10 protein-coding genes are annotated in these 14,461 nt (G+C 30.2%); 3 read left to right on the forward strand and 7 right to left on the reverse strand.

Annotated features, from left to right (window positions below; genetic code table 11):
- Positions 1-173 precede the first annotated feature (173 nt).
- From IPM32_17955 to IPM32_17965, 3 genes are read left to right on the forward strand one after another with little or no spacing between them, the layout of a single operon-like run.
- Complete coding sequence (locus IPM32_17955) at positions 174-1,394, forward strand: ABC transporter permease (GenBank protein ID MBK8947131.1); 1,221 nt, start codon at positions 174-176, stop codon at positions 1,392-1,394.
- Position 1,395: 1 nt separating this feature from the next.
- Complete coding sequence (locus IPM32_17960; GenBank protein MBK8947132.1) at positions 1,396-2,622, forward strand: ABC transporter permease; 1,227 nt, start codon at positions 1,396-1,398, stop codon at positions 2,620-2,622.
- 6 nt (positions 2,623-2,628) lie between these two features.
- Positions 2,629-3,300 (forward strand): ABC transporter ATP-binding protein, encoded by a 672-nt coding sequence (locus tag IPM32_17965; protein ID MBK8947133.1) that lies wholly within the window; start codon positions 2,629-2,631, stop codon positions 3,298-3,300.
- Positions 3,301-3,447: 147 nt separating this feature from the next.
- Here IPM32_17965 and IPM32_17970 read toward each other — a convergent pair whose 3' ends face one another.
- The 7 genes from IPM32_17970 to IPM32_18000 form a co-directional block, all read right to left on the reverse strand.
- Positions 3,448-5,118, reverse strand: a complete 1,671-nt coding sequence (locus IPM32_17970; protein ID MBK8947134.1) for a T9SS type A sorting domain-containing protein — start codon at positions 5,116-5,118, stop codon at positions 3,448-3,450.
- 142 nt (positions 5,119-5,260) lie between these two features.
- Positions 5,261-6,631, reverse strand: a complete 1,371-nt coding sequence (locus tag IPM32_17975; protein ID MBK8947135.1) for a leucyl aminopeptidase — start codon at positions 6,629-6,631, stop codon at positions 5,261-5,263.
- A 116-nt stretch (positions 6,632-6,747) separates the two neighbouring features.
- Positions 6,748-7,761 carry a bifunctional oligoribonuclease/PAP phosphatase NrnA gene (locus IPM32_17980; GenBank protein MBK8947136.1) on the reverse strand — a complete coding sequence of 338 codons (1,014 nt, stop codon included), beginning with the start codon at positions 7,759-7,761 and terminating at the stop codon, positions 6,748-6,750.
- 69 nt (positions 7,762-7,830) lie between these two features.
- Positions 7,831-8,871, reverse strand: a complete 1,041-nt coding sequence (locus IPM32_17985; GenBank protein ID MBK8947137.1) for a 2-oxoacid:ferredoxin oxidoreductase subunit beta — start codon at positions 8,869-8,871, stop codon at positions 7,831-7,833.
- A complete protein-coding gene (locus tag IPM32_17990) occupies positions 8,864-10,714 on the reverse strand; it encodes a 2-oxoacid:acceptor oxidoreductase subunit alpha (protein ID MBK8947138.1) in 1,851 nt (616 codons plus the stop codon). The genes IPM32_17985 and IPM32_17990 overlap by 8 nt, the downstream gene beginning before the upstream one ends.
- Positions 10,715-10,795: 81 nt before the next feature.
- Positions 10,796-12,565, reverse strand: a complete 1,770-nt coding sequence (gene dsbD / locus IPM32_17995) for a protein-disulfide reductase DsbD (GenBank protein ID MBK8947139.1) — start codon at positions 12,563-12,565, stop codon at positions 10,796-10,798.
- A gap of 15 nt (positions 12,566-12,580) precedes the next feature.
- On the reverse strand, positions 12,581-14,218 hold the full coding sequence (locus IPM32_18000) for an NAD+ synthase (protein ID MBK8947140.1): 1,638 nt from the start codon (positions 14,216-14,218) through the stop codon (positions 12,581-12,583).
- Between the last annotated feature and the right edge of the window lie 243 nt (positions 14,219-14,461).

The raw sequence follows: 14,461 nt of genomic DNA on the forward strand, positions 1-14,461 counted from the left end.
AGAAGCTAAATCTATATTTTTATTACTTTAATGTCAATTATCTTGCCAAATTTTTATGATTAAATGTTAAATTTATGTCTATATTTATTTTCAAAAAATCATATTCTGTGCAATTTTCAAACTTTTGCAGAATTTTTTACAAATTAAAATCGAAATTACTTCCATAAAATTAAATGAATTTTTCATTTCAAATTGCTAACAGATATATTAGATCTAAAAAGGGATCAAGGTTTTTATCGCTTATTTCTGTTATTACAATTGGCGGAATTACACTTGGTGTTGCAGTATTAATTATTGCAATTTCAATTTTAAATGGATTTGACAAAACCGTAGGTGAAAATATCATAAAATTTAATTCGCATTTAAATATTAGCGGATTTGGTTCAAAAAATTTGAAAAATTTTAAGGAAATTTCCGAATCCATAAAAAATGAATTGAAAGGAAAATATTCAACATTTTCTCCATACATTTCTCAAAAAGTGCTAATTACAAAAAAAGATTTTACAGACGGAATTATTCTAACCGGAATTGACTCAAGTTTTGCAGAACAATCGTTAAGAAAAATTTTAATTGATGGAATTTTAGATTTATCATCAAATAATTATAATGTGATAATAGGAAAGAAACTTGCTGGAAATTTAAAAGTTAATGTTGGTGATTTCATCAATATTATTTCTCTCAAAAATGATGAAGTTCCCTCTTTAACAAATTTTCCAACAATTGAACAATTTAAAATTTCCGGAATTTACGAAAGCGGAATGGCTGAGTATGATGATATTTATGCATATATAAATTTTGAAACAGCAAAATCTTTGTTTGAAATTAATGATGAAATAAGCGGTTATAATATAAATGTAAAAAATATTACTGAGATAGATTCTTTAAGTGAAAAATTGCAAAATATTTTACCTTATCCACATTATGTAAGAACTTATCGCGAAATTAATAAACATATTTTTACTTGGCTTGAACTTCAGCAAAAGCCTATTCCGATAGTGCTTGGCTTAATTATAATTGTTGCAATTTTTAATATTGTTGGAGCTTTGTTAATGTTGATAATCCAGAAAACAGAAGCAATCGGAGTTTTAAAATCAATGGGTGCAAAGCAAAAACAAATTATTCAAATTTTTATTTTTCAAGGATTATTTCTTGCCGGCGTTGGAATTTTATTAGGAAATTTTCTAGCTTTTTTTCTTAGTTGGATTCAAAACACTTTTAAAATAATATCGCTTCCATCTCAAATTTATTATTTATCAAGTGTACCAATTTTTATTGATATAAAAGTTTATCTGCTAATTTCAATTTTGGGAATTACATTGGCTTTTTTTGCTTCGTTAATTCCAAGTTATATTGCATCACGAATTCAACCAATTAAAGCAATTAAATTCAATTAATATGTTTGAATATTTTATAGCAAAAAAGTATTTACGATCTAAACACAGTTTGAATTTTATTTCCGTGATTTCCATAATTTCTACAATAGGAGTTACAATTGGCGTTGCGGCATTAATAATTGTGCTTTCCGTATTCAATGGATTTGGTTCACTCGTTACAAAAATGCTAGTAAACTTTGATCCGCATTTACGAATAACTTCACTTTCTGAAAATCAAAATAATTTAGTTGAAGTTCAAACTTTTCTGTCAAAATCAGAAATTGTTAAATCATTTTCACCTTTTGCGGAAGGCAAGATTTTGTTGATGAAAAATAATTCAATGGAAATTTTAAATTTAAAAGGAATTGATATTTCGGATTCTTCCAATTTAAGCAGATTAAATTCCCAAGTAAAAATTGGCGAATTAAATCTCTCGAAAGAAAATAACATTGATAAAATTATTTTAAGTTTGCCGATTGCGCTCCGTCTATCTGTAAGAATTGGTGATACAATTTTTGCAACTTCGGCAAATCAAATAAAAAAAACAATTACCAGAATGACAATTCCCCAAACGAAAAGATTAATTGTAAATGGAATTTATGAAATAAATAATAAACAATATGCTTTAGAATATGCGTTTACTGCGTTAGAATCAGCACAACAAATCCTTGGAATGAAAAAAAATATATCCGGAGTTGAAGTAATACTTGAGGATTTGGATAAATCCGAAAATCTAAAAGAAGAAATTCTTACAAATTTTAGAAACAATAATTTGGATATTTTCACTTGGTACGATATGCATAAAGATTTATACCGAGTAATGTTATTGGAAAGATGGGCGGCTTATTTATTACTTTCTCTTATTATTGCTGTTGCGGTTTTTAATATTTTAAGCTCGTTAACAATGTCTGTTTATGAAAAGAAAAAAGACATTGGAATTTTACGTTCGATGGGGGTTACAAGTAATTCTATAAAAAAAATATTTATGTTCGAAGGAATTTTAATTGGTGTTTTGGGCACAATGTTTGGATTGTTTTTTGGATTATTAGTTTGTTATCTTCAAATAAATTTTAATTTGTACACACTTGATGCGAGCAAATTTGTTATTGATACACTGCCGGTTGAAGTAAGACTCAGCGATATTTTTGCAGTTTCAATTATGTCATTATTGTTAACTTTTTTTGCTTCAAAATATCCGGCAAACAAAGCTTTAAAAACAAAGATTATTGATGCTTTAAAATGGGAATAAATTTTAATGGAAATTTTAATAGCTGAAAACTTAATTAAATATTATAGAAAGGGACAAGAAACAATTAAAGTTTTAGATAATGTTTCCTTATCCATAAATCAAAATGAAATAACAATGATTGTTGGAGCAAGTGGAGCCGGTAAAAGTACACTCCTCCATATTTTAAGCGGATTGGATAAACCGGATAGTGGCGAAGTAATTATTGATTCAAAAAATATTTTTAATTTTTCTGAAAATGAAGTTGCCAATTTTAGAAATAAATCGATAGGATTTATTTATCAATTTCATCATCTTCTGCCGGAATTTACTGCTCTTGAAAATGTTGCAATTGCATTAATGATTAACGGAACATCAAAAAAAGAAGCTTTATCAAAAAGTTTAGATTTTCTGAAATTAGTCGGTTTAGAAAACAGAAAAAATCATCAACCTGCTGAATTAAGTGGCGGCGAACAACAAAGAGTTGCGATTGCAAGAGCTTTGGTAAATAATCCAAAAATAATTTTTGCAGATGAACCAACCGGAAATCTTGATTCAAAAAATAGTGAAATGATTCACCAACTTTTTCTTGAATTAAAAAATAAACTAAATATTACTTTGCTAATTGTAACTCATAATCCGGAATTGGTTAAGCTTGCAGATAGAGTTTTGGAAATGAAAGACGGGAATGTTATTGGATAATTTACGTTTTGTCATCCCAAACCTGACTGCCGTCAGGCAAGTTTTATTTCGGGATCATATCGAAAATTATGCAAATACTTTTTTGGAATATATTCTGTAAAAAAATGCCGGAATTTATCCGGCATTCATTTAAATAAAAATTAAATTTTATTTAAGTAAAGTCATTTTCTTTATTTCAGAAAATTCACCAACTTGTATTTTGTAGAAATAAATTCCGCTTGGAAGATTTACTGCATTAAAATTAACTTCATAATTTCCGGCTGGTTTTTGTTCATTTACTAATGTTGAAATTTCTTTCCCTAAAATATCATAAACTTTAATCTGCACAATTTGGCTCGAGCTAAAGCTCGAGGCTACATTTGGAATTGAATAACTTATTTTTGTATTTGGATTAAACGGATTTGGATAATTCTGCTCCAAATTATAATTGCTTGAAATAATATTCTTAGGATTTTCAACACTAACTGCAACATCACTTTCAATCATCCACAGATATTTATCATTTGCCCAAACTGAAAAATCTGCACTGTAATTTGTAAATACATATTCTGATTTTCCATCTTTATCCATATCACCAGCTGGCATTCCATAAAACATTCTTGGGGTAAGCACAACTGAATCAGTTGGAGAAAGTCCACTTTCTTCCCAAATATCAAATAATATATTTAATGTCCAACTTGATGAATCAGCTGGATCACCAGTTCCGTTGTATTCCAAATCAAAAACTTGTCCATTTCTTTCTCCACCAATCATTAAATCAATATTACTATCATTATCCGGATCAGCAATATACATTGACTTTAACCCGCCATCCGCAGTTACCGGAATATGGAAAAATGGTTTAATATCTTCCGGAGTTATTTGACTAACATCATTTATCCCGGTTACAATAAACATAGTATTCTCTGATTCAGAGCCAGCCCAATATAATTCATTAATACCATCTTTATTTGCATCAGCAACACGTAAGGCATCAACAGCACCATAATCAGTTGTTGACATACTATCAAGTGAAGTAACCAATTCGTATTGACTATCACCATTACATTCAAAAATTCTTAAAGTCATATTTGCCCAAACAGCGGCATAAATTTCTCTTTTTCCATCATTATCTAGATCACCGGTTGTAACACTGTAAAGTGAACCATCAAAAAATTCTTGATGATTAAATTCAATTTTGAAACTTCCAAATCCGGTTAAAGCTCCCGTTGCAGAAACAACAAAAATTTCTCTTCCGCGATCTCCCATTCTTACACCGCAAATTAATTCATTCTTTCCATCTTTATCGATATCTTCAATCGTTAATCCAAACGGACGAAAATCCAATCCATTATCCAAATTGAAGTTCCAAGATTTGTGTGCTGTAACTGAGCCTAAATCTCCTTTACCATATTTATTTTCGCCGGTAACTCCGTTCCATTCAAAAAACCAAAGTCTTGGCGGACTATCATCTGCAGCAACTGTTGGAAGTGTGATAACAATATCAACTTTGCCAGAATTGTCTAAATCCCCAACAGCAATTCCAGGAAATGTATTTACTGAAACTGGAAATTCCCAGTACCAAACTAAATCATAAGTATTATCTGCGGTTGCTTCATACATAAGTACAAAATTTCTTTCAAGATCAGTCCAGCCGCACATAAATTCACCCCAACCGTCTTGATCAGTATCAAACCCAGCTTTAACAATTGAAATTTCCGAAGCTGCACCAGAACCTAAAAATGGTTTTTCAGCAAGTGACCAAACAACATCCCAATTGCTTTGGGAATAAATACTAATTGACAAAACAAATAAAATTAGAACAGTATACTTTTTCATAATTCCTCGCTTTTAGTTTTAGATTTTTATCTGCCAATCAATATAAAATTCAATAACTAATATTGAAGTTAAGAAAAGAATTTTTCTAAATCAAAAATTAAGATTTACGAGTTAAACGAAAACTAATAGATTTGAATAAAAATTACTTTTTGCAAATATCTTTTAGATATTCATTCATAAATCTAACACCAAATCCGGTGCAGTAATCTTTTGTATAATTGGTTAAATCATGATTCAATGCCGGTCCGGCAATATCAATATGTGCGTAGGGAATTTTTTCATCGACAAATTTCTCTAAAAACTTTCCAGCGGTAATTGCTCCGCCCCAACGTGGACCTAAATTACTTACGTCAGCAATTTTACTATCCATTAAGGAATTAAATTCATCCCAGAATGGTAATCTCCAAGTGTGTTCGTAAGTTTCTCTTGATGCAATTTCAATTCTTTTTGCAATTTCATCATTTTTGGTAAAAACCCCAGCAGTAAATAATCCTAATGCTACAGCAACTGCACCGGTTAATGTTGCAAAATCAATTATCACATCTGGGTTATGTTTTGATGCAAATTCCAAAGCATCTGCAAGAATTATTCTTCCTTCTGCATCTGTATCTTTCACTTCAATAGTTTTTCCGGATGAAGTTGAAATTACATCTCCCGGTTTGTATGAATTTCCGGAAATTGAATTTTCTACTGCAGGAACAATTCCAATTATTTCGATTGGCAAATTATTTCTTTCTGCAGCTTTAATAATTCCAAAAACTGTTGCTCCGCCAGCCATATCCGCCTTCATTTGAAGCATTCCGGCAGTTGGTTTTATCGATAATCCGCCGGTATCATATGTTACACCTTTTCCTACAAGACAAATTTTATTTTTTGTTTTAACTTTTGGTTTATAGTTTGCAATAATCATCACCGGTTTATTTGAACTGCCTTTCCCAACTGATAGAATTGCATTCATCTTTTTCTTTTTCAATTCAACTTCGGAAAAAATTTTTACATCAACTAATGTTTTGTTGAATTCCTTTTTTACTCTAGCTGCAAACTCAATTGGCGTAAGAATATTTGCCGGTTCATTTACCAAATCTCGAGTAAAATAAATTGCTTCAGCTATTTGTTTTGTTGAATTAAAAATTTGATTTGAAATTTTTGTGTTTGGATTTTCAAAAGTGATGTTAAGGCTAAGAGGTTTTTTTGTTTTACCGATATACTTTTTAAAATTATAATTTCCTAAATAAATTCCTTCCAAAATAGTTTGATAAAAATATTCTTCAGATTTATAATGATTTACAAAATTTTTGAAATCAATAAATGGTATATAAATATTCTGCAAATTTTGATTTTCTAAAAATTGAATCAATCCACTAAAATAATTTCTAAAAAAATCATTATTGAATTTTTTATCAATTTTAATTCGTTTAATTACTGATAATTCCGGTGAATCTGAATTCCATATTTTTAATTCAGAAATTTTTTCATCAAGTAATTGCAGTTTTTGTGATTCACTAATTTTAATTTTTAATTTTGTGAAAAAATCATCAACATCATGAGAGTCTTTAATAAAATAAATAATCGCAGATTTTTTTTTATAAGAACTTAGTTTGTTGGCTGAAGTAATTTCTAAATTAAATATCATAGATTATTTGCCAAATTTATTTCAAAATTTTGAATTAATTTTTCTGCTTCTTCAATTACTTGCGGAATAATATTATCCAACTTTTCATTATACAGTCGCGAACCGGCAGCGTTTAAGTGTCCGCCGCCTTTAAATTTTTCTGCTAAGATATTTACCGGAATTTTTTCCTTTGATCGATAACTAATCTTTATTCCATTTTCCAATTCAAAAAATAAAATTCCAATTTTTACACCTTTTGTGTTTAGTGCAAAATTTACAAAACCGTCAACATCAGCTTCAATTCCATTAGCATCTTTTAAAACTGCTTGCGTAATTATCATGTATGAAACTTTTCCAGATTCGGAAATTGAAATTGTTGCAAGCGTGTTGCCCAACATTTTATTTCTGCTAAATTCATATTGCGAGTAAATTTTATCATAAACTTCTTCTGTATTTATTCCAAATTCCAAAAGTTCTGCAACTTTTCTATGAAGTTCGGAATTGGTTTTTGAAAATCTAAATGAACCGGTATCCGTCATTATTGCAGAATAAAGCGAAAGGGCAATTTGAAAATTCATTTTTAGATTTTTATTGAAATTAATAAAATCATAAATAATTTCACCAGTTGAAGATTTTATTTCATCAATAAATTTCAAATCCGTAAAATTTTCCGGATTTGTATGATGATCAATACAAATAATTTTTCCTTTAAAATTTCTAAATGAATTTTCCATTATTGAAGTTCTGTTAAGATGATTTAAATCTAAAACAATTGCAGCTTCATAATCTTCAAATACTGATTTATGATTTACTTCATTAAAAACTTCAATAAAATTTTCTGAATCTAAAAATTTAATATTATAAGGAGTTTCCGATCGATTGATGATTTTAAATTTTTTATTTAATTGTTTCAGAATTTCTGCAATTGCAATTTCAGAACCAATTGCATCTGGATCTGGATTGACGTGAGTTGTTATAATGAAAGAAGAAAATTTGTTAAGAGATTCAAATAAGTGTGAATGATTTAACATATTTAATTTGCCAAAGAAAAGAATTTTTGCAATGAAAAATAGGCGGGAAAAATTCCCGCCGTAAAAATATTAGTTTTCAGAAACTTCCCAAGTATTTGTAGCGAAAAGTAATTTTTCCAAATCACCTTTTCCTTTTTTCTTTTTTACTTGTTCAATCTGTTCAACCATTGCTTCATCATAAGTTGGTTTAAACACTTGTCTGAAAACACCAATAGGTGTTGGTAAATTTGGGTCATCAGTTAAATGAGAAAGAATAAAAGCTCTAACCATTCCATGATCTTTTTCATCATGTACAATTATATCATTAATTGTATGTCTCCCATCGTTTAAATCTACAACAACCGGAGTAAATCCATCAAGCTTTATACCTTTATCTTTATTCTTACCGAACAGCATTGGTTTTCCATGTTCTAAAATTACAACATGATCATCTTTAGTTTCTTTTTCGGTAAGAAGTTCAAATGCTCCATCATTAAAAATATTGCAATTTTGATAAACTTCAACAAAAGCTAATCCCTTATGTGCTGCAGCTCTATCAATCATTTCCGCAAGATGTTTTGGTTCACGATCAAGAGATCTTGCCACAAAAGTTGCATTTGAACCTAGTGCAAGAGAAATAGCATTGAAAGGATAATCAACACTTCCGTAAGGAGAAGTTTTAGTTACTTTTCCTTTTTCTGATGTAGGAGAATATTGACCTTTTGTTAAACCGTAAATTCTATTATTGAATAAAATTATTTTAAGATCAATATTTTTTCTGCACGCATGAATAAAATGATTCCCACCGATGCTTAATAAATCACCATCTCCGGTTGCAACCCAAACAGTTAAATCGGGTCGTGCAATTTTTAATCCGGTTGCAATTGCCGGAGCTCTTCCGTGAATTCCATGAAAACCATATGTTCCCATATAATATGGAAATCTGCTTGAACATCCTATTCCGGATACCCAAACAACTTTTTCCTTTACAATGTTTTCTATATTTGGCAAAGTTCTCTGAACTTGCGCAAGTATTGAATAATCTCCGCAGCCCGGACACCATCTTACATCTTGCCCACTTGAGAAATCCTTTGATGTATATTTTTCTGTTTTTATTTCCGTGCTACTCATTTTTTCCTCCTAAAACTTCTACAATCTTTGCTTCAATATCTCCAACTCTAAAAGGCAATCCTCTAACAACGTTAAATTGAATTATAGGAATTAGAAATTCACTTTTTAATACTTTTGCTAATTGTCCCATATTAATTTCCGGGAGAAGAATATGTTTAAAACTTTTTAAAACTTCTTCCGTATTTTTTGGCATTGGATTAATATACTTAAAATGAGCTTGAGCTACTTTGTAACCTTTTTTGCGTGAATGCATTACAGCTTCTTTTATTGCTCCATAGGTTCCACCCCAGCCAATTACTAAAATATCAGCATCGTTATCACCCTCAATTTCCAAATCAGGTATTGAATTTGCCATTTTTTTAATTTTTTCTTCTCTTACTTTTATCATTTCAAAATGATTATCAGGATCGTAGCTTACATTTCCGGTAATATTTGCTTTTTCAAGTCCACCAATTCTATGTTCTAAACCAGGAGTTCCAGGAATTGCCCATGGTCTAACAAGATTTTCATCTCGGGAATAAGGTTGATATGAATCAACATCTGTATGGAATTTAACTGGAATTTCTGGAATTGAATCTATACTTGGAATTTTCCAAGGTTCAGAACCATTTGCTAAATATCCATCTGTTAATAAAATTACTGGACTCATATAAGTCAGCGCTAATCTTGAAGCTTCGATTGACATATCAAAACAATCACTTGGGGTTGCAGCTGCAACAACAGCAACTGGAGCTTCTCCATTTCTTCCATATAGTGCTTGAAGTAAATCAGCTTGTTCTGTTTTCGTTGGTAAACCAGTACTTGGTCCGCCACGTTGAACATTTACAATAACTAACGGTAATTCTGTCATTACTGCTAAACCGGTTGCTTCAGTTTTAAGTGCTAAACCAGGACCACTTGTAGTTGTAATAGCTAAACTTCCGCCAAAAGCAGCTCCAATTGCCGATGCAATTCCGGAGATTTCATCTTCAGCTTGAAAAGTTTTAACTCCAAATTCTTTGTATTTACTTAAATATTGTAAAATATCAGAAGCTGGCGTAATTGGATATGAACCTAAAAATAATTGTAGCCCAGCTTTTTCTGCGGCTACAACAAATCCTAAAGCAGTAGCTTCATTCCCGGAAATATTTCTATAAACACCAGATTTAAGTTTTGCAGGTTCGATTGTATATCTTGTTGTAAATCTTTCTGTAATATCTCCAAAATTATAACCGGCTTTCAATGCTTTTTCATTTGCATCAATAATATCGGGTTTATTTTTAAATTTTGACTCAATCCAGTTTACAGTTTGATCAATTGGTCTATTATATAACCAATACATTAATCCAAGTGCAAAAAAGTTTTTACATCTTGATTTTTCTTTTTGACTTAGCGGACTATCTTCCAAAGCAGAAAAAGTAAGTGAAGTAATTGGAATATCCATAATTTCATAACCATCCAAAGAACCATCTTCAAGTGGATTGCTATCATATTCAGCTAATTTCAAATTTTTCTTATCAAAAGCATCTGAGTTAACAATTATTAATCCGTTTCTCCTTAATTCCGGTAAATTTTTCTTTAATGCAGCTGGATTCATTGCAACTAAAACATCAGGAACATCACCGGGAGTATGAATATCTTCACTGCTAAAATGGAGTTGAAATCCGCTAACGCCGTATAAAGTTCCGGCAGGAGCTCTAATTTCTGCGGGATAATCTGGAAGAGTACTTAAATCATTACCAAGTACTGCAGTCGTATCACTAAATTGAGTTCCGGTAAGCTGCATTCCATCGCCGGAATCTCCCGCAAAACGAACCGTAACTTCATCAATGTGTTTTTCTACTTTTTCTTTTACATCTGCCATTTGTTTACCAATCAATTTATTATAAATTTTTTATAAAATAAAAAATATGAAAGCTAAAAAGATTAACCAAGGAAATTATTTTTATTTTACAGTCTCAATTATTTTATGAAATTCTTTCGCATTAATAAAGCCAGTAATTCTTTCCACTTCTTTGCCATTTGAATCAATAATTAAAACTGTGGGCATTCCTCTTATTTCGAATTTCTTTCTGATAATTTCGGTTTCTTCGGAAAGTGTTTTGGTCATATCAACTTTAAAACTTTTGAAGTTTTGTGAGGCTTTAATCACTTCATCATTAGAAAAAGTTAGTGCATCTAATTCCTTACATGGAATACACCAATCGGCATAAAAATCAATAATCATTTTTTCATTATTTGATAAGGCTGATTCATAATTTTGTTCAGAATAATATTCCCAATCTAAAGATTTTTTTTCGTTTGGATAAAGCAAATATGCAGCACCGATAATTAACAATGTGCTAAAAACTATTTTAAATATTTTGAATCCGAAAATTTTGTTTGCCTCGTTATCCATTATGAATAAAAGAATTCCGGAAATTATCATAAAAATTGGAAGAATATATTTTGAGATGGATTTTGGTAAAAGAGGTTCTGCAAAATAAATTGCCATTCCAAGTAAAATAAATCCGAAAATATGTTTTACAGCATCCATCCAAAAACCGGCACGAGGAAGATTTTTAATTTTTCCGGAAAATAAAGCTAACACCAAATACGGCAAACCTAATCCAATTGCCATAACAAAGAAAAGTAAAAATCCATAAAAGGGATCTCCCTTTGCTGCAACATAAGTTACCAATCCAATTACAAAAGGACCAATACAAGGAGCTGCAACAATTCCCATTGTTAATCCCATAAAAAATGCGCCGAACATTCCCGATTTTGAACCACCGGCTTTTGCAACAAGCGAATCCGGCAATTTAAATTCATAAACTCCGAACATGCTCAATGAGAGTGCAATAAAAATTAGAGCAATGAAAATAATTACAATTGGATTTTGTAGAAGTGTACCGAAAACTGATCCGCTTAGTGCTGTAACAACTCCAACAACAGAATAAGTTAGTGCCATTCCTAAAACATAAAAAAATCCCATTAAAAATAATTTTGAACTTTTCCCTTCACTTTGTCCGCCGAAATAACCAATCGTAATTGGAATTAATGGATAAACACAAGGTGTAAGATTTAAAGCTAAACCGCCTAAAAATACAATTAGTAGAGTTAGAAATAATCCACTTTTTTCAAGCTGATTAGTTAATGAATCATCTTCACTTTTTTTTGATGAAGAATATTGCAAATTTAGATTGCTAAAAATTTCTGAATTAATTTCTTGAATCTGTTCTGATTTATCAACAACTATTAAATTTATTGTATCAATTATTGAACTTGGCGCCATACAAGTTGCGTTGTTACATCCTTGATATGAAAGCTCAACAACAATTTGTTTTTCACCCAATTGAATGTTTTGAGGAACTTTTAAAATTGTTCCTATAAAAACTTCACCTTCAAAAACCGAAACTGGATTATCAGAAAAATCAAATTTAATTTCTTTGGATTTCGGATAAACAATTTTTCCAATTTCAAAATTATCGGAAGTTGTAATTTTCAATTCGGTAGGAATTAAAAAATCTTCTTTAGGTTTATCAGAATTTATATGCCATGCATGATCAATATTAATTTTTACGGCAAGTTTTACTTCACCGCCTTGCTGAATTTTATTGAACGATGTAAAAACTTCCGTTTTAAGAATTTTAACTTTCTCAAATCCAAATTGTGAAAAAACATTAATTGTAAAAGTCAGAAAAAGTAGAATTGTAAATATTTTTATTTGTTTCATAATTTTCCTTTTAAACTAAATTCGCCAACCTTGAACAATAGGGAATCTTCTTCCGTAACCAAAAGATTTTTTTGTAACGCGCAAAGCCGGAGCCGATTGATTTCGCTTAAATTCATTTCTATCAACTAAGTTTAAAATTTTCTTTACCAATTTTTCATCGCCGATAATTTCTGAAATTTCTTTGTACTCTTTGTATTCTTCTAAATATAATTCAAGAATTTTATCCAATAAATCATATGGCGGAAGCGAATCAACGTCTTTTTGGTTAGGACTCAATTCTGCCGATGGAGCTTTTTGAATTATTTCTTGCGGAATTATTTCATCATTTCTGTTTATAAAATTTGCAATTTCATAAACTTCAGTTTTGTAAATATCAGCAATTACACCAATTGCTCCGTTCATATCTCCGTAAAGAGTTGCATAACCAACTGCCATTTCGGATTTATTTCCAGTTGTGCATAATAAATATCCAAACTTATTTGATAAAGCCATTAATAAAATTCCGCGAATTCTGGATTGAAGATTTTCTTCAGTCACATCCAGCTTTTTATTTAGAAACGATGGTTGAAGAACTTTTTTAAACTCATTAAATAAAGAACTAATAGAAATTTTTTCTGATGAGATGCCGAGATTTTGAATAAGTTTCTCTGAATCTTTAACACTTCCTTCGCTGGAAAATTCTGATGGCATCATAACAACATGAACATTTTCTTTCCCAAATGCTTGAACAGCTAAATATGTAACAACGGCAGAATCAATTCCACCGCTTAATCCAACTAAAGCTTTTTTAAATCCGGATTTTGATGCATAATCTTTTAATCCCAAAACCAAAGAATTTATAACTTCTTCTCCGTAAGTTCCTTCAATATTTTTTATTTCGGAATAATTTTCATTTGTATCAAAAACAATAAAATCTTCTTCAAATGTTTTACCTATTTTTACCAATCTTCCATCTTTATCCAAACATAAACTTGCACCATCAAATATTAAATCAGTTTGGGCTCCAACACATGAAACGTAAGCCAACGGGAGCTTATTTGTTTTTGTTAATACGGAAAGCATTTCGCGGCGTTCTTCCCTTCTTCCGTAATGATAAGGACTTGCGGAAATATTAACCAAAATTGTTGAACCTTTATCAACTAGTCTTTGAACGGGATCTTTTTCATAAAGTCTGTGTTTCCAATAATCTGCATCATTCCAAATATCTTCGCAGATTGAGATTCCTAATTTTTCATCTTTAAATTTAAAAACGTGAACATCTTTTGCAGATTCAAAATATCTTACTTCGTCAAAAACATCATAATTTGGTAGAAGTGTTTTATTCTGCACAAATTGAATTTTTCCATCAAAACATAAAACCGCCGAGTTATACAAACCGGTTCCAACAAAATCAAATTCTTCCGTAATTGTACCAAATATTAATCCAACACCATTTGTTTGCTCAGCAATTTCATTTGCGGCTTTTATGACTTCACTTCTAAATTCTGCTTTTTCTATCAAATCTTGTGGAGGATATCCGCACAAAGCTAATTCTGGACAAATTACCAAATCAACCCGAGCTTCAATTCCTTTTTTATATCCTTCTAAAATTTTTAATTTATTATAATCAATTTTTCCAATAATAGAATTTATTTGGCACAAACCAATTTTCATAAAATCGCATTTCCTAATTTGTGAAGTTGAAAAATATGCAACTATGTTTTTTTATACAATTGGTTTTATAATAAGTTTTGTTTTCATAAGATATTTTTACATTGCAAAGTTTCGACGATTTTTGATTTTAGAATCATTTATTGATTTTTGCTTTGTTAAAAATGAAATTTTCGGTGAATCAGCATTTTTAATCGGTGAATGGCTTTGGATTTCAAGAATTTTATCAAACTTTTGATTAAATAT

Source organism: Ignavibacteriota bacterium (genome assembly GCA_016716225.1).
Classification (GTDB): Bacteria; Bacteroidota; Ignavibacteria; order Ignavibacteriales; family Melioribacteraceae.